The organism is Halopenitus salinus (assembly GCF_042662125.1).
Classification (GTDB): domain Archaea; phylum Halobacteriota; class Halobacteria; order Halobacteriales; family Haloferacaceae; genus Halopenitus; species Halopenitus salinus.
Genome location: NZ_JBHSXL010000003.1, coordinates 161,174 through 177,168, shown reverse-complemented (window position 1 = coordinate 177,168; position 15,995 = coordinate 161,174). Strand labels below are relative to the sequence as shown.

General features: G+C 63.2%; 13 protein-coding genes and 1 tRNA gene. 6 read left to right on the top strand and 8 right to left on the bottom strand.

The features are described 5' to 3' along the window. The first annotated feature begins 161 nt into the window (after nucleotides 1-161). Nucleotides 162-2,513: a surface glycoprotein gene (locus ACFQE9_RS03635; RefSeq protein ID WP_379740467.1), complete on the top strand. Its 2,352-nt coding sequence runs from the start codon at nucleotides 162-164 to the stop codon at nucleotides 2,511-2,513. Then, nucleotides 2,513-4,630, top strand: coding sequence for a PGF-pre-PGF domain-containing protein (locus tag ACFQE9_RS03630; RefSeq protein ID WP_379740464.1), 2,118 nt, complete (start codon nucleotides 2,513-2,515; stop codon nucleotides 4,628-4,630). The genes ACFQE9_RS03635 and ACFQE9_RS03630 overlap by 1 nt, the downstream gene beginning before the upstream one ends. Before the next feature lie 104 nt (nucleotides 4,631-4,734). Here ACFQE9_RS03630 and cofH read toward each other — a convergent pair whose 3' ends face one another. Beyond that, the gene (cofH, locus tag ACFQE9_RS03625) at nucleotides 4,735-6,168 is read right to left on the bottom strand and encodes a 7,8-didemethyl-8-hydroxy-5-deazariboflavin synthase subunit CofH (RefSeq protein WP_379740461.1); all 1,434 of its coding nucleotides are present in this window, start codon (nucleotides 6,166-6,168) and stop codon (nucleotides 4,735-4,737) included. A gap of 128 nt (nucleotides 6,169-6,296) precedes the next feature. Between cofH and ACFQE9_RS03620 the strand changes: the two genes are divergently transcribed. Next, nucleotides 6,297-6,581 carry a hypothetical protein gene (locus tag ACFQE9_RS03620; protein WP_379740458.1) on the top strand — a complete coding sequence of 95 codons (285 nt, stop codon included), beginning with the start codon at nucleotides 6,297-6,299 and terminating at the stop codon, nucleotides 6,579-6,581. 4 nt (nucleotides 6,582-6,585) lie between these two features. Here ACFQE9_RS03620 and ACFQE9_RS03615 read toward each other — a convergent pair. The 4 genes from ACFQE9_RS03615 to ACFQE9_RS03600 all read right to left on the bottom strand — a co-directional run bounded on the left by ACFQE9_RS03615 (nucleotide 6,586) and on the right by ACFQE9_RS03600 (nucleotide 8,236). Continuing rightward, nucleotides 6,586-6,656: transfer RNA gene (locus ACFQE9_RS03615), tRNA-Gly, on the bottom strand. A gap of 336 nt (nucleotides 6,657-6,992) precedes the next feature. After that, nucleotides 6,993-7,247, bottom strand: coding sequence for a DUF7123 family protein (locus ACFQE9_RS03610; RefSeq protein WP_379740456.1), 255 nt, complete (start codon nucleotides 7,245-7,247; stop codon nucleotides 6,993-6,995). After that, nucleotides 7,244-7,567 (bottom strand): DUF8028 family protein, encoded by a 324-nt coding sequence (locus tag ACFQE9_RS03605; RefSeq protein ID WP_379740453.1) that lies wholly within the window; start codon nucleotides 7,565-7,567, stop codon nucleotides 7,244-7,246. The genes ACFQE9_RS03610 and ACFQE9_RS03605 overlap by 4 nt, the downstream gene beginning before the upstream one ends. 465 nt (nucleotides 7,568-8,032) lie before the next feature. Beyond that, nucleotides 8,033-8,236 (bottom strand): hypothetical protein, encoded by a 204-nt coding sequence (locus ACFQE9_RS03600; RefSeq protein WP_379740450.1) that lies wholly within the window; start codon nucleotides 8,234-8,236, stop codon nucleotides 8,033-8,035. Nucleotides 8,237-8,355: 119 nt separating this feature from the next. Between ACFQE9_RS03600 and ACFQE9_RS03595 the strand changes: the two genes are divergently transcribed. After that, complete coding sequence (locus ACFQE9_RS03595; protein WP_379740447.1) at nucleotides 8,356-9,153, top strand: DUF8052 family protein; 798 nt, start codon at nucleotides 8,356-8,358, stop codon at nucleotides 9,151-9,153. Nucleotides 9,154-9,218: 65 nt separating this feature from the next. Here ACFQE9_RS03595 and ACFQE9_RS03590 read toward each other — a convergent pair whose 3' ends face one another. The 3 genes from ACFQE9_RS03590 to ACFQE9_RS03580 form a co-directional block, all read right to left on the bottom strand. Next, complete coding sequence (locus tag ACFQE9_RS03590; RefSeq protein ID WP_379740444.1) at nucleotides 9,219-11,066, bottom strand: carbon starvation CstA family protein; 1,848 nt, start codon at nucleotides 11,064-11,066, stop codon at nucleotides 9,219-9,221. 147 nt (nucleotides 11,067-11,213) lie between these two features. Then, nucleotides 11,214-12,191: an ArsA family ATPase gene (locus tag ACFQE9_RS03585; RefSeq protein WP_379740441.1), complete on the bottom strand. Its 978-nt coding sequence runs from the start codon at nucleotides 12,189-12,191 to the stop codon at nucleotides 11,214-11,216. A 2-nt stretch (nucleotides 12,192-12,193) separates the two neighbouring features. Continuing rightward, on the bottom strand, nucleotides 12,194-12,490 hold the full coding sequence (locus ACFQE9_RS03580; protein ID WP_379740438.1) for a DUF7990 family protein: 297 nt from the start codon (nucleotides 12,488-12,490) through the stop codon (nucleotides 12,194-12,196). Between the two features lie 212 nt (nucleotides 12,491-12,702). On the opposite strand from ACFQE9_RS03580, the gene ACFQE9_RS03575 reads away from it, so the two are divergent. Together ACFQE9_RS03575 and ACFQE9_RS03570 are read left to right on the top strand one after the other, a co-directional pair. Continuing rightward, the gene (locus ACFQE9_RS03575) at nucleotides 12,703-14,154 is read left to right on the top strand and encodes a cobyrinate a,c-diamide synthase (protein WP_379740435.1); all 1,452 of its coding nucleotides are present in this window, start codon (nucleotides 12,703-12,705) and stop codon (nucleotides 14,152-14,154) included. A 122-nt stretch (nucleotides 14,155-14,276) separates the two neighbouring features. Beyond that, nucleotides 14,277-15,974, top strand: a complete 1,698-nt coding sequence (locus tag ACFQE9_RS03570) for an aldehyde ferredoxin oxidoreductase C-terminal domain-containing protein (protein ID WP_379740432.1) — start codon at nucleotides 14,277-14,279, stop codon at nucleotides 15,972-15,974. Nucleotides 15,975-15,995 lie beyond the last annotated feature (21 nt).

The following is a 15,995-nucleotide window of genomic DNA, read 5'->3' as shown; positions in this document are numbered from 1 at the left end:
AACGGTATATGCCGACAGGGCTCGAGCGAGCGGAACGTGATGTGGATCCGTGATCGGTCCCGGTTTCGTCGGCATACGGTACTTCCGAGAATGACTCGAAACAGGACGATCGACGGGCCGTACCGACGGTCCCGTCCCAATGGTGTGGGGGTAGTACAGGCATGACAACCGACGAACGAACCTTCCGGAAGCGATCGCGCGCGGTGTTTCTGGCCGCCGTGATGGTGCTGTCGGTGGCCGCGTTGAGTACGGGATTTGCGGGAAGTGCGGCGGCGGCAGAAGTTGCTGTTGGCAATAGCGATGACTTGCAAAATAAGATTGATGCTGCAAATACTGGAGATACACTCATTGTCAAAGAAGGAACCTACAGTGGCGTAACGATAACGACGGACGGTATTACGCTTAAATCTGCGTCGGATGCCGATCCAACAATTGAGGGTGGTATTTACCTTCCTAGCGAGGCAGAAGGAGAGCCAGTCGGCTCTGTTTCTGGACTTACGGTTGATGGATTCGTTATTCAGCAGACCACCGAAGGATCTCAAGCACTAGATATTCAGACTGGCGGGAGCTCCGATAATCCGCAAAGAAATATTAAATTCATCAATAATACAATCAAGGCACCTAATGACGGATATGCTGTATTCCATGGTGGTAATACTAAAAACGTCACGTATGAAAAAAACACATTCACGACCGTAGAGGGTGCAACTGCCAATAAATTAGTGTTTATTGGTGGTGAGAGATCGTACGGATCTGATCGGGGCTCAACGGAGGTTAATATAACAAACAACACATTTTCGGGGAGTACAAGCGCTATTGACGCTACTCCCAAAGATGGTGTTGGATTGGAACATGAGGCGAGCGAGAGTAAAATAAAGAATAACGACTTTAGTGGCATTCTTGATAGTGTCAATAAAAGTGATAACGTCGTAACTATATTCAAGAATGATTCTGTAGAACTCGGTGAGAATGGTCTTAGTGTAACGAGCTCAGAGGCGTTATCTAACCAGATACAACCGGTTATCACTTTTGTTGGATCCGGACAAACAGTCAATATCAATTCCGGAGATTATCAAGAATCTCTAACAATCAACACAGAAGTGATAATCAGAGGACCTTACGCGGGTGTATCCGGTGATCGTACTGATCGTAGTGACGAATCAGAAGCAACTATCGTGGGGAACCATGACATAAATGCCAATAGTGTAATTGTGAATGGTGTGGAATTCGAAGAGCTAAACAAAGAAAATGCAGTAAAAATAACGGGAGAATCAGTTACAATTAATAATTCGGTATTCGATGGGCCAAGCACTAGCGATTTCAACTCTCGAGATGGGTATGCTGTCTGGGTTGAAGGGCGTAATGCAAAAATATCTGAAAATGAATTCACCGGATTCAACGGAGGCGTTCAACTCACAAGTGACTCTGCAACAGTCGAATCAAACGTCATAAATAGTGATGTGACTGGAATCGGACAAAGCTCGGGTAGCGATGCCATTGCATCCTACATCGCGAACAACACGATCGACACCGGTGTACAAGGAATCTCTGGCTGGAATACCGACGATATGGTGATTACGAACAATACGATCACCGTCAACGACTCCGAGTACACTGAGCGCGGTAACTTCCAACAGGAACGCTCAATCGACATCTCCGGGGATAATGTCTCAGTCACCAACAACACGATCGAGAGCACCGAGACCGGCATTCTGGTCGAGTCAAGCGCAACGGCGGACGTCACGATCCGACGGAACAACGTAAGCGCCGATGAATTTGCGGTGAACGCGTCCGAGTACGAACACACACTCGACGCCACGCTCAACTACTGGAACCACTCCGAAGGGCCGAACGCGGCCGCAGGCAACGGGATCGAGGGAGACGTCACCTACGATCCGTTCTTGACGACCCAACCCGATCAGCTCTCCGTCGACACGCCCTCCGAGACGACGGAGTTCGGCCACGATCTGACGGTACCCGCGGACGGAAACGCCTACGCGGTGGCGTTCCCCGCACCGGTCAACGGAACTGTGAGCGAGGTATTCGGTGACGTCGACGGCGTCGTCTACGCGCACGACGGCAACGAGTGGCAGACCGGCTCCCAGATCGCCGATCAGGACGTCAACGCCCTTGACGCCTTCGTCGTGATCAACGAGGGAGAGGAGGATCTCCACATCTCCTTCGAGTATCAGTCCGATGACGGCGTCGCGCCGTCGATGACCTCCGCGGACCTCGAGGCCGGGTGGAACTACATCGGTGCGCCCCAGTCCGGCGGTTCGGATGAGGCCTTCTCGGCTTCGACGGCATCGGTCGAACGCGTCGTGAATCCGATGTCCGGTCCCGATAGCGTCCCCTACGACGTGGCCGGTGACGAGACGCTCGTCGGCTCGTCGAACGTCGGTCCGTTCCGTGGATACTGGGTCTTCGCGACCGACGATGGCGAGATCGGGGCGACCGTGGTCGTCGATCCGACACAGGATCAAGAACAGAGCGCGCTTTCTCAGAGTAGTTGATGAGCCAGATCTCAACGCGAAACGTCCTGGTGATCGCCCTCGCGCTGGCCGCACTTGCGGCCCCGACAGCTGTCGGGGTCGCGGTCGCGGACAGCCACGACGATAGCCCGCCGGACGTACCCGCCGCCTACTACGGTAGTGCGACGGTTAACGGTGAGCCGATTTCGACCGGAACCGAGATCGAGGCGGTCGTCAACGGCGAGGTCGCCGACACGATCACTGTAAGTGAGGAGGGAAGCTTCGGCGGACCCGATGCCTTCGATGAGAAACTCGTCGTCGAGGATGCCTCGAGCGGCGACACGGTGGCGTTCCGTGTTCGCGGTGCTTCCGCCGAGGAGACCGTCAAATGGGAATCCGGAGCGGTACAGGAAGTCGATTTGTCGTTCACCGGCGTTCCCGTCGATGATGCGGACGAAGAGATCGACCGAGGTGACGCGGAAGTCGTGCTCGAAGTCGCAGCACCCATCGAGACTGATCCGGCGACAGGGAACCCGACGGTGTCGCTCGAGGCCGAGGATCCCGAGTCGCCTGTGAGTGAGATCGAGTTCTCACCTGACTCCGACGAACTCTCCGGGGGAGTCAACGTCGTCGAACTCGATACGGAGCCTGCCGGAACTGGTCCGGCACCGGGTGATTCCGTATCGGTGACACAGATACAAGTGCCAGAGACGGCGAGTGATAACTCAGCAACGATCCGGATGAGCGTCTCGAACGATCGACTCTCCGAGATCGATGCGAATCCTGAAGACCTCCGTGCCAACCGCTTCGTAAACGGCGAGTGGCAGACTCTCGACACAAACGTCGCAGAGCAGACTGCATCCGACGTCGTTCTCGAAGCCGAAACACCGGGGTTCTCCTACTTCGCCGTGAGCGCGGTTAGTGAACCCGTTGCCGATCTTTCGCTCGACTCCGAAACCGTCGAGACCGGCTCCGATATCAGCCTCGACGCAAGTGGATCGACGACGGAGCACGGAGAGATCGTCTCCTACGAGTGGTCGGTTGCCGACGAAACGCTCACTGGGGAAACCGCCACGACGACGATCGACGAACCGGGCGAGTACGACGTCGAGTTGACCGTCACGAACGATGCCGGCGAAACGGATACCGCCTCCAGTACGATCGTCGTCGAAAGCGAATCCGACGGCGGAGAGGACGATGGAAATGACGGAAGCGACAGCGAGGAAGGCGATGACGGTGACGATGGTGCCGGTGGAGGCGGCGGTGGAGCCGCGCCGTCCGACGATGGGGACGAAGAGGATGACGTTCCCGAGTCGGTTCCGGATGACGTCGCCGTCGAAGCAGTAGAGACGGTCGCAACGCAGGTCGACGAGGAAACCGCCGAGACGGTGGCGACACCCGAGGCGACCTCCGTCGAGGAGATCCGCATCGAAAGCGATCAGGTCGACGGCGAGGTCACCGTCGCGGATCTCGAAAGTGAACCCGGAGAGACCGGACCCTCACCGGGTGCGTCCGTTTCAGTCGTACAGATCACGGTTCCGGACGAGGCAACTGACACCTCCGGAACCGTCCGCACGAGCGTGTCCGAATCAACCCTCGACGACGTGGACGCCGTCGCCGAGGATCTTCGTGTGAACCGATACGCGGAGGGTGACTGGCAACCCCTCGACACCGAGGTCGTAGAACGAACCGATGACGACGTCGTTCTCGAAGCCGAGACGCCCGGATTCTCATACTTCTCGGTGAGCGCAGTGTCGGAACCCACCGCGTCCATTGAGGCGTCCGCGACGACCGTCGAGGTTGGCGAGGACGTCGAACTCGACGCAAGCGGCTCCGACGACCGTTACGGGGAGGTAGTCTCCTACGAATGGTCGATCGCCGACGAGTCGCTCCGCGGTGAAACCGTCTCGACGACGATCGACGAGCCGGGCGAGTACGACGTCGAGTTGACCGTCACGAACGATGCCGGCGAAACCGACACCGTGACGACGTCGATCACGGTCAACGCAGTGGATACGGCGGAGACGACCGACCAGCCGCCGGACGACACCGAGGAGCCTCCGGAAACGACCGAGGAATGGATCCCGGGATTCACCGGCGTGATGGCCGTCGTCGCGCTGATCGGTAGTGCGTTAATCGCCCGTCGCTACGCCGAGTAGCGTTCGGTTCCGAACCTCGAGTTTCATTTTTTCGTTCGGATGGGTTGTCCGTGAGCTCCGCTGTCATCGACAACTGCAACGACACGTGGGAACGAAATCACTCCTCAGTCGTCCGCATTCACCGACCCGGACCTCCCGAGTTCGCGGTCCCGACCCGCGAGCATCGGCGTTCCGTCCGCTCGCGGGCCGATCGTCGGTCCGTACGGTCCGTCGTCCGGATCGATCGGGTGGCGGGTTCGATAGTCGGTCGATCGCTCGACCGGGATGCGACCGATCGCGTTCACCATGTCGACGTAGTCCTCGAAGCTGCGGTACTCGCCGTACTCGCCGCCGGCGCGTTTCGTGATCTCCTCGGAGAGGATCGTCCCCATGAAGTCGTCGGCGCCGCAGTTGAGCAGCTTGAGCGCCTTCTCGTCGCCGTATTTGACCCACGAGGACTGGACGTGGGCGACGTTGTCGAGGAAGAGCCGCGAGACCGCGATCATCAGCTCGTCCTCGGCGTCGCTGGCGCCGCCGTCGACGACGCCGTGTTCGGCGAGCGGCGTGTTCTCGTGGACGAACGAGAGCGGGACGAACTCCGTGATACCGCCGGTGCGGTCCTGGAGGTCGCGAACGACCTGCAGGTGTTCGACGCGGTGGGCGGCGTTTTCCACGTGGCCGTACATGATGGTGGCCGTCGTATCGAGGCCCGCCGCCATCGCCCCCTCCATCGCGGCCACCCAGTCGTCGGTTCGGATCTTTCCGGGACAGATGACGTCGCGGACCTCGTCGACGAGGATCTCCGCCGCCGTTCCCGGGGCGCTGTCGAGGCCGGCCGCTTCGAGCTCGCGGTAGACGTCCTCGTAGCTCCAGTCGGTTCCGCGCTTCGCGTGGTAGGCCTCCTCCGGCGTCATCGAGTGGAGATGCACGTCGTCGACCGACATCGCGGCCATCTGCTCGCGGTAGGTGCCGGGATCGGTCGCGTACGCCGCGGGGGGTTTGTAGTTCACCTCGCGTTCGGGATCGGCGTACGACTCGAGGATATCGTGGTGTTCCCCGTTGAGCGCGAAGGCGGGGTGGAGCCCAGAGACCGAACACACCTCGGAGATCCCGAACTCCAGCGCGTCGGAGACGATCCGGCGCGATTCCGCCGGCGTCTTGGTGAATCCGGGGTGGTCGATCCCGCTTTCGGCCTCGAAGGCGTGTGCGGAGTCCTTGAAGTTGCAGAACAGACACCCCGTGTTACACGCCGTCGTCACGTTGTTGTTGAGGTTGGCCACGAAGGTGACCTCCTCGCCGACCGTCTCCGCGCGCCGTCGGTCCGCGATCTCGAGGACCGCCTCCTTGCGCTCGGGATCGATCCCCGCCACGTCCGTGCCGGTCGTGATGAGTTCGATCCCGTCGTCCACCGTGAGCCGGTCGCCGTCTCGAGCCTTCGCGAGCGCGTTCTCGAAGGACTGGTCGGTCTCCGGACGGCGGTCGAACTCGAGTTTCGAGACCGCGTCGACGTCGAGATCGCCACCGGGATCGCTCGCGTCCGGATCGCGCGCGGAGGTCATCATTGAGGTTCCACGTTCCACGAGTAAAAAGGAACGGACCCCGGATCCGGGGAGTGGATCGGATGGTGTCCGGACCACCGCAATCGGACGGGGATCTTTTCCACCGACGCGTCCTACCCGACGCGTACATGTACCTCTCACACCCGGTTCGACGCGTTCGCTTTGACCCGCAACCCGGGCGATCCATCGCGCTGGTCGTCGAGATCGATCCCGATTCGGACGACGTCGACGCCGACGCCCTCCGTCGAACGGTCGCGGAGCTTGAGGGCACCTTCGACCGGGAACTCGGGTTCGACACCTACTCGATCGAACTTCCCGAGGAGGCGGTCGACGACCTGTGTGATACCCGCGGCATCGTTCGGATCGAGACGGCCGCGACGATAGAGGGCCCTCCGAAGGACGAAGTCACGTGAGAAATGCACCGGCCGCGATTTGAACGCGGGTTGCAACCATGGCAAGGTTGCGTGATACCACTACACTACCGGTGCGTTCTTCGCATTCGTTTCTAACCCGAGGGACCAATAAAAGCGTTCCGTTCCGGTCCGCCCACGTCCCGCGGTACCATCCACGTCGATCGCCGGACGTGACGGCGTCGAAACGACGATGCATGGCGCGTGACGCGCCGAATCTCGGTGTTCGCGATCGCAGCTGTCGTTGTACAGGGGTGGCTGTCGTTGTACCGAGACGGCTGTCGGTATCGGAAGAGGTTGGCAACGGGGAAACGGGAAACGGAGCCGTCTTCACGTGATCGGGAATGCCGTCCTCTTGAGACGGTCGATCGGAGATGGGGAGCGGGCGGCGGGTGGCAGGCGAGGTCGGGCTCGCTACTGCGGCGCGATGCGCCAGGTCGTCGCGCCGGTGTAGGACCACTTTTCGATCTCGAGGTCCGGGATCGAACCCTGCAGCTGGATCATCAACGCGCCGATCTCCTTCGGGGAGAGTCCGACGTCCTCGGAGATGAACTTGCTTTTGACGTATATCTCGCCGCTCTTCGCCTCCTCACGGAGGAACTCCGCGAGTCGGCGTGCTTTCGGGGACCCGTACGCTCCGTCCGTGGTGGTCGTGGTGTTCGTGCTCATGATCGTGACTCCGTGGCGGTCATCTCGCTCGCGTCGGTCGTCGACGTTCCATTCGTCCGTCGCTGCATTCGGGCATCGCGTTCGCGGCCGTCGTGGTTGATCCCGTGCTCGTGGCCAACGATCGCACACACGACGTTGAGCCCGAGCAGGCCCACGAAGAGCTGTGCGCTTGCTTCCACGACGATCCCGTGGAGGACCGGGATGTACGTGAGGGGCAAAAGCACCGCAGCCCAGAACGCGATGGCCCGGAGCTGGTCGCCGGTTCGCCGGCGGAGCCGCGTCGGGAGCGGCGCGTTCGATCGGAGGGTAGTGTTCGACATCTGTGTCACCTGCCTCGATTCGTACACGGACTGCCACCCCTATATAATGGAACGAGCGTTAGCGTAGATTCACGTGGATTAACGACTCTCAACGACGTTTTACGCCGGGCGATTACCTTTCACAAACCGATTAGAAACGCTTAGAAATTTTATCGGGCGTTCTAAGACGTTATTTAGGATGACGTCGACACGCCGTTCAGTTCCTCGATTCACCGTGATCTCCGCCGGTTTCGAGGCGGATCGACGACGACGATCGGTCGCGCGCGGTCATGGCCACCCGTCTCACGGACGCTCCCACCCGCCTCACGCACGTACCAAGGCACCCGTCGTACGGAACGATCTGGGTTCGATGTGGGTGGCGATTCGGATCGCGAACCGTCGACGCCGATCGGGTTCGGCGTCGAAAAAAGACCGGTTCGAACGCTGGAAGGTCCGGGATCGACCTCGGGGGTGGCGTCGCCGAGGTCAACGACGATAGGTCAGCCCCATCGCGGCGTCGTCGAGTCGCTCCACGACGCCGGCGATCCACGCGCTCGGCGAGATCCGCCTCGCGTCCTCCTCGGACACCTTGATGCGTTCGTCGCCGAACGGGTCGGAATCGCCGTCGTTCGACGCGTCGACGACGCTGCTCAGCCCGCACCGGCCACAGGCCTCCCTCCGTTTACTCATGGTACCGTGTCGTACATCGAGCCGGTATTTACATAAACGTTCCTGATGGTTTCCGAGGGGTGGTGGATCCCGCAGTCGAGGGGCGACGTTTTAGGTGTCCGGTGGCCAACCCTCACACGATGAGCGAACCGGACGCGACGCGCGAGGAGTCGGCGGGGGTCGAAGCCGACGCTACCGGCGAGCCCTCCGAGGATTCCGCCGGGGCCGGTGTTGACGCCGTCGTGAACGGCGGCGAGGTCGAAGTCGACGGAAGTGGGAGCGAAGTTGGCGGAAGCGAGGTCGGGGGTGGCGGCATCGAGTCCGATGCTGACGGCGTCGACGCGGACGTCGGCGTTCCCGAGCTGGGCGACGAGTACCTGCGTCGTGTCGCCCGCAGGCTCCGGTACAGCTACGACCTCGAAGCGGATCATCGGGCGGGTCGCGAGCGCTTCGACCTGTACGGCCTCCTGGCCGTCGAGAACCAGCGGCAGTTCCTTCACCGGTCGATAAACTGGGCCAACCACGAATCGCGCGAACACGTGTTCGTTCGCCGGAGTTCGACCGTCTCGCCCGACGAGCTCGATCGCCTCGTCGAGACGGGACACGCGATCGCCGACGACCGCATCGAAGCCGACGAGACCCATCAGGTGACCGAGTTCACCTTCGTGACCGTTACGCCCGAGATTCCGGATGACGTCCGCTCGTACGTCGACGGCTTCAGGGATCGGACCCTGCTGCGCTTCGGATACTACGGCCACTACGAGGTGAACCTCGCCGTCGTCTCACCCGATCGAGAGGACGCCGTCGCGAGCGAACTCGCGGCCGTCGTCGAGGCGTTCACGCTCTGGGAGGACGGAACGTCCGCGGAACGAGGATCGTCGACGGAACCCCGAGGAACACTCTCCCGCGTGGCGAACTGGTTGCGAAACCGAAACTGAAAATGGGGACGTAAAAAACGGTGGGGACGTCCGCCGGTGGCGGACGAGATCGTCGTCAGTCGTCCTCAGTCGTCGCCCGGCTGCACCGAGGTGCCTCCCTTTCGCGCGCTCGTGATGTTGGCGTAGCCGATGCGCACGAGCGACAACGCGAGGAAGATGAGGACCAGTCCGAGCACGATCTGAACGCCCGAGGAGATCATCGACCCGAGGCCCTCGGCTCCGCCCTGGATGATGTTCAAAAGCAGGTTCTCATACAGCGTGATCCACGCGAGGCCGAGCACCGTGATCGTGACCATGATCGCCATCGGTGCGCCCGTGCTCACGAGCTGTTTGGAGCGGTCCCAGTTGGCGAGCCAGACGGTGCCGGTCAACAGCGCGAGCGCGGCGAGCAGCTGGTTCGCGCCGCCGAAGAGCGCCCAAAGCGTCGCCCACTGACCGGAGATGACGAGCAGGTACGCCAGCCCACACTGGATGACCGGATTCGTGTACCGCCCGCGAGCGAACGCTCCGATTCCGCCGGAGAGCCCGGTGTCGACGCCGCTTCCGGGGGTTCCGACGATCTCCTCCATCATGTATCGGCCGAGCCGTGCCGCCGTGTCCGTGGAGGTGAGGAGGAAGCTCACGAGCACGAGCGCCATGAACGGTGCCCCGTACGCTTCGGGGATCCCGAAGCTCGTGAGGATGATCCCGCCGCCGGCCGCGAAGTTCGGCAGCGCGCCGCCGATCCCGCCGGCGGCGGCGTCGGAGGCGAATCCGGCCACGGCGAGCGTGACGATGGCGGTCGTCGCGAGCAGTCCCTCGGCGAGCATGCCGCCGTAGCCGATGAGACGCGCGTCGCTCTCCTTGTTCAGCTGTTTCGCGGTCGTCCCCGAGGAGACGAGCGAGTGGAACCCGCTTATCGTCCCGCACGCGATCGTGATGAACAGTAGCGGGAACAGCGGGTAGACGCCGACCGCGTCGACGCCGAAGAACCCCTCGAAGGCGTTGATGCTGTCCGAGACCACGAGCGGCTGCGTGGACGTTCCGAGAAGCGTTCCCACGATCACCGCGAGGAGCGCACCGCCGACCCCCGCATACAGCAGGAACGACGAGAGGTAATCACGCGGCTGCAACAGCACCCAGACGGGAAGGGCGCTCGCGATCGCCGCGTACAGGAGGATCACCGGGATCCACGCGGCGGTGTTGCCGCCGAGCACGCCCGCACCCGGGATCCAGGTGCCCGTTCCGCCCAGCAGAACGATCGTTCCGGCGGGGTGGGACCCCTCGGCCAGCTCGAACAGCGCGAGGGGGTACTGAATGCCCACCCACACGCCGGCGAAGACGCCGGCGACGAAGAGGACCGTTCCGGGAATGAGCGGCCCGTCGAGCTGATAGAGGTACACGCCGAAGAGGAACGCCAGCCCGATGTACACGAGGCTGGCGGTCGCGGCCTGCGGATACGCGTTCAACACGATTCCGACCACGAGCGCGAAGACCCCCACGACCAGGATGATGGTGAGGAACGCGAACCAAAGCAGCATGTTCTTGCCCCCCTCGCCGACGTACTCGCCGATGATGTAGCCGATCGACTTCCCCTCGTGTCGCACGGAGCTCGAAAGCGACATGAAGTCGTGCACCGCGCCCATGAGCGGATTGCCGATCGCGACCCACGCCAGCGCCGGGAGCCACCCCCAGATCGCGCCGGCCGTTATCGGGCCGACGATCGGAGCACCGCCGGCGATGCTCGAGAAGTGGTGTCCCAGTAACACCGGCTTCTTCGAGGGGACGTACTCCTGTCCGTCCTCGTATTTATGTGCCGGCGTCTCCCGGTCGTCGTCCAGATCCACGAACTGCGCCAGATACCTCGAATACGCCAGATATCCGGCCGAGAAGGTCACTAACGACGCGACGATGAGCCACAGTATCTGTACCATAGGTGTACTCGCATCCTAATTGTGTGAAAAACCCTTATAATCATTATGGTGATGGTGAACACACACCGGTGTCGGATTTATCGATCCCGGTTCACCGGTATCGGGAGTTCTCGCCCGGATCCACGCCACCGAAACGCCGACCTCCCGTCACACGCTCGCCGTCGCCTCCGCGGTCTCCACCTCGATCCCGAGTTCGGCCGCGATCTCCTCGAGCAGATCGCCTTTGATCTCCGAGACCCGCTGTTCGATCGTGGCCGCTATCGGCTCCGAGAACTCCGATCGGATCCGCTCCAGCCGGTCGCGTTCGGTGCGGTGTCGCTCCCGGAGGTAGTCGGCGCCGGTCCCGGTCTCGTCGTCGTCCGGCTTGGGCGCCACCTTGTTGATGACGAGTCCGTCGACGGAGAGGCCGACCGCCTCGAGCTCGTCGATCGCTCGGCGGGACTCCTCGATCGACAGCTCGTCGGGGTTCAACACGAGGTGGAAGGCGGCGTTCTCACGGAGCGTCCGTCCCGCGAACTCGAACTTCTCCTTGCGGTCCGCGAGCCGGGCGATTATGGGGTCGTCCTCCAGTCGTGCCCTGGCCTTCCTGTCGCCGATCGCCGCCTTCTCGAAGAGGTCGACGCTCTCGCGGCGCTTGTCGGCGAGCCGGTCGATCCACGACTCGAGGAACTCCGGCAGCGCCAACAGCCGGAGCGTTCCCCCCGTCGGAGAGGTGTCGAAGACGACGCGGTCGTAGCCGTCGCTCTCGCGCATCACCTCGATGAACCGGTCGAAGAGCGCCGCCTCGTAGGCGCCCGGCGTTCGGTGGGCCAACTCGATCTGTCTGTCGATCTCGTTGACGATGGCCGGGCTCACCTGATCGCCCATGGACGAGCGGATCTCGTTCATGTGGCGTTCGATCTCGGCCTCCGGGTCGATCTCCATCGCGTGGAGGTTCTCGTGGCCCTCGACCGGCGTGGGCTCGTCGCCGAACTCCTGGTCGAAGACGTCGGAGGTGCTGTGGGCCGGATCCGTGGAGACGAGCAGGGTCGAGAGGCCGCGTTCCGCACACTTCAGTCCGTAGGCGCTCGAGACGGTCGTCTTTCCGACCCCTCCCTTGCCGCCGAAGAAGACGAACTTTCGCATCGTCAAAAGTGGTACTGTTGGCCCTTGCGTTCGATGAGCGATCCGCGGTCCCACATGCGACGCTCCCACGCAAGGAACTCCTCGGAGAGGTACGGCAGGAGCTCCGCCGTGTAGTACGATATCGGGCTCGGGATGCCGAACGCGTCCGCGAAGCAGGCGAACATGAACACGTCCGCCGCATCCTCGGCCTCCTTTTCGATCTTCTCGAAGGACGGGTGCTCGATCATTCCGTGATAGAGCCCGTGGAGCCACTCCTCGACCGTCTCGAGGTACGTCTCGATTCGTTGCTGTAGGGTCATGTGTGTCGTCCTCGCCCTCCGGCGGTGATCGCCTCCCCCGCCCGGCGGCGCAGTCAGCTATTCGTAGGCCGCTATCGTGGATAAACGTTCGTGTCGAATACCTCGTCGGTTCGACGACGATCGAAAGATCGTGGTCGATCGGAAGCTCGCGGACGATCGGAAGCTCGCGGACGACCGGAAGGGTCAACTTCGCGTCCGCGGATCGAACGGACGTGACAACGCGCTCGACCGCGGACGGTCCGGATCTGGGAATCGTCCTCGCGGGCACCTCCTCCGGCGTCGGCAAGACGGTGGCGACCCTCGCGACGATCGCCGCCCTCGAGGACGCGGGCCGCGAGCCGCTCCCGGCAAAGGCGGGACCCGACTACATCGACCCGAGCCACCACGCCGTCATCGCCGAGCGACCCTCCCGAACGCTCGACACGTGGATGCAGGGTACGGAAGGCGTCCGGCGAAACCTCGCTCGCGGGGACGGCGACGTGGCCGTTGTCGAGGGGATGATGGGCCTCTACGACGGCAGCGTCACCTCGACGGCGGCGACCGCGGCGGCGCTCGGCCTCCCGGTCGTTCTCGTCGTCGACGCGAGCGCCGGGATGGAAAGCGTCGGCGCGACCGCCCTCGGCTTTCGCGAGTACGCCGACCACCTCAGGCTGCCCGAGAACGTCCGAGACGCGACGGAAGCGCCGCGCGTCGAGGTGGCCGGGATCATCGCCCAGCGCGCCCACGGCGGCCGCCACGAGTCGGGGATCCGCGAGTCGCTTCCGGACGGGATCCGATACCTCGGGCGGATCCCGCCCGCGGAGGACCTCGAGATCCCCGATCGCCACCTCGGGTTGCGAATGGGTGACGAGGCGCCGATCGACGGGGAGACGCTTTCGTCGGTCGCCGCACATCTTGACGTCGAGGGGCTCCTGGAGGTCGCTCGCCGCCCGATCCGTCCGGATCCGGTCGGGGCCCCTGGTGTGTCCGGAACCGCTGGCCACGAGGGTGGTGAGAACGGAACCAACGACGGCGCGACGGAACGACCGACGATCGCCGTCGCCAGCGACTCGGCCTTCCGATTCGTCTATCCCGCGGTGCGCGAACGGCTCGCCACGAACGCGACGATCGCTCCGTTCGCGCCGGTCGACGGCGACGACCTCCCCGAGTGTGACGCCGTCTATCTGCCCGGCGGCTACCCGGAGCTCCACGCGGACGCGCTCGAGCGCTCGCCCGCGATGGAGACGATCGCAGCGCGGGCCGCGGAAGGCGTCCCCGTCCTGGGCGAGTGCGGCGGGTTCATGGCCCTGGCCGAGTCGCTCACCACGGCCGAGGGGGAGACCCACGAGATGGCCGGTGTCCTTCCGGGACGCGTTCGCATGTGCGACCGGTATCAGGCGCTCGATCACGTCGAACTCGAGGCGACGCAGGACGCTCCCACGGTGCGGGCGGGCGAGCGCCACCGCGGCCACGAGTTCCACTACTCCGACCACGCGCTCACGCCGGAGGGTGACTCGGCTACCGACGTCGACGTCGACGCCCGGTTCGCGTTTCGCGTACGGCGCGGGGACGGTATCGACGGCGACCACGACGGACTGACCGAGTATCGGACGGTCGGCACGTACGCTCATCGCCATGCGGCCTCCGGCGCGTTCGATCGCTTGATTGCAGCCGCCAAGGAGTGATCGAGACGTTCGTAGGGGTCGAGTGATCGGGACGGGTGCGAAACCGGAGACCGAGTGATCGATGCGCAAGGACCGACAGGACAAGGGATACAGTTATTTATCCGCTCGATCGATCATGGCATATGTTACACGCCGAAGGCCCGTTGCTCACGCTGGATCTGAACGAACGAACGGCGACGCGGACCGACATCGACGACGTTCTCGAGGAGTTCATCGGCGGTCGCGGCGTGGCGACCGCTCTCGCACACGACCGGATCCCGTTCGACGCCGACCCGTTCGGCCCCGAGAACCGTGCCTACCTCTCCATCGGCCCGTTCCAGTCCTCGACCACCTCCTTCACCGGCCGGATGTCGATGACGGCCGTCTCGCCGCTCACCGACGGGTTGGTTTCGACCAACGCCGGCGGCTACCTCTCGCGAAACTTCGCCGGGACCGGCATCTCGACGCTCGAGGTGACCGGCGAGAGCGACGAGCTCCTGATCGCCCACGTCACCGACGAGGGCGTCGAGTTCGAGGAGGTTCCGGAACTCGAGGGCGCGACGGTGCCGGAGGTCTCCGAACACCTCGACGAGACGCGCGGTCTCGGTCCCGAAAACTGCATCACGATCGGCCCGGCCGGCGAGAACCTGGTTCGGTTCGCCTGCGTGATGACCTACGAGTCGCGGGCGTTCGGCCGGGGCGGACTCGGCGCGGTGCTCGGCTCGAAGAACCTGAAGGCGGTCACCTTCGAGGGGGACTCCCACCCCGAGATCGAGATTCCCGACCCGCCGGCGATGGACATCCACCGCGAGGCTGCGACCTCCGACGACCTGTTCCGTCGCCAGGGGACGACGAGCGGCACGGAGTTCATAAACGAGAACTTCGGCCTGCCGACCCGGTACTTCGAGAGCTCCACCTTCGAGCACGCGGCGGACATCGGCGGCAACGCCGTCGAGGAGAAGAAGTACAAAAAGGAGGCGTGTTCGCAGTGCGCCTACGCCTGCAAGCTTCCCACCCGCGACGAGGAATCGAGCGTGGAGACGGAGGGGCCCGAGTTCGAGACGGTCTACTCGTTCGGCTCCTGTCAGGGAATCGGAAACATCGTCGACGTGATGCGCGGCAACGAGCTGTGTGACGTGCTCGGCCTGGATACGATCTCCGCGGGCGTCACCGTCGCGGCATACCTCGCCAGCGAGGACGAGTTCGGCAACGCCGAGTTGGCCCACGAGATGACGGAGAAGATCGCCTACCGCGAGGGGCTCGGCGACGATCTGGCGGAGGGCGTCCACCGCGTCCACGACCAGCTCGACGTCGGCGACTACACGGTCAAGGGCATGGAGTTCGCGGCCCACGACGGCCGCGTCATCCACGGCCAGGGACTCTCGTATGCGGTCTCGAACCGCGGCGGCGACCACATGTACAGCCAGATCCACGGCGAGGAGTACGACGGCGTCATCGACCACGAGGGGACGCTGGGCAAATCGGAGCTGCTCGTCGAAAAGGAGAATCGCTGTGCGATCCGCGATTCCGCCATCGTCTGTGCATTCGCCGACGACTACGTCACCGACGAGCGGCTCGCGAAGCTCCTCGGCGTCTCCTACGAGGAGCTCCTCGAGTTGGGTGCCCGCACCATCGAACGCGAGCGCCACTTCAACAACCAGCGCGGCAAGAACGTCGAGGACGACACGCTCCCCTACGAGATCCCCGACCTCGAGGAGGCCGTCCAGGAGTACTACGAGGAGCGCGGACTTCGCGAGGACGGAACCATCCCGAGCGACCGGATCGAGCCGGTCGCGGCCGATCTCGGCGACTCCTCGAGTCCGGCCCCGGCCGACGACTGATCGAAGCGGCGAATCACCGAC

Bases quoted from the DNA above. Each gene is read 5' to 3' on its own strand.
- ACFQE9_RS03635 (WP_379740467.1), top strand. From the start codon at position 162: ATGACAACCGACGAACGAACCTTCCGGAAGCGATCGCGCGCGGTGTTT.
- ACFQE9_RS03630 (WP_379740464.1), top strand. From the start codon at position 2,513: ATGAGCCAGATCTCAACGCGAAACGTCCTGGTGATCGCCCTCGCGCTG.
- cofH (WP_379740461.1), bottom strand. From the start codon at position 6,168: ATGACCTCCGCGCGCGATCCGGACGCGAGCGATCCCGGTGGCGATCTC.
- ACFQE9_RS03620 (WP_379740458.1), top strand. From the start codon at position 6,297: ATGTACCTCTCACACCCGGTTCGACGCGTTCGCTTTGACCCGCAACCC.
- ACFQE9_RS03610 (WP_379740456.1), bottom strand. From the start codon at position 7,247: ATGAGCACGAACACCACGACCACCACGGACGGAGCGTACGGGTCCCCG.
- ACFQE9_RS03605 (WP_379740453.1), bottom strand. From the start codon at position 7,567: ATGTCGAACACTACCCTCCGATCGAACGCGCCGCTCCCGACGCGGCTC.
- ACFQE9_RS03600 (WP_379740450.1), bottom strand. From the start codon at position 8,236: ATGAGTAAACGGAGGGAGGCCTGTGGCCGGTGCGGGCTGAGCAGCGTC.
- ACFQE9_RS03595 (WP_379740447.1), top strand. From the start codon at position 8,356: ATGAGCGAACCGGACGCGACGCGCGAGGAGTCGGCGGGGGTCGAAGCC.
- ACFQE9_RS03590 (WP_379740444.1), bottom strand. From the start codon at position 11,066: ATGGTACAGATACTGTGGCTCATCGTCGCGTCGTTAGTGACCTTCTCG.
- ACFQE9_RS03585 (WP_379740441.1), bottom strand. From the start codon at position 12,191: ATGCGAAAGTTCGTCTTCTTCGGCGGCAAGGGAGGGGTCGGAAAGACG.
- ACFQE9_RS03580 (WP_379740438.1), bottom strand. From the start codon at position 12,490: ATGACCCTACAGCAACGAATCGAGACGTACCTCGAGACGGTCGAGGAG.
- ACFQE9_RS03570 (WP_379740432.1), top strand. From the start codon at position 14,277: ATGTTACACGCCGAAGGCCCGTTGCTCACGCTGGATCTGAACGAACGA.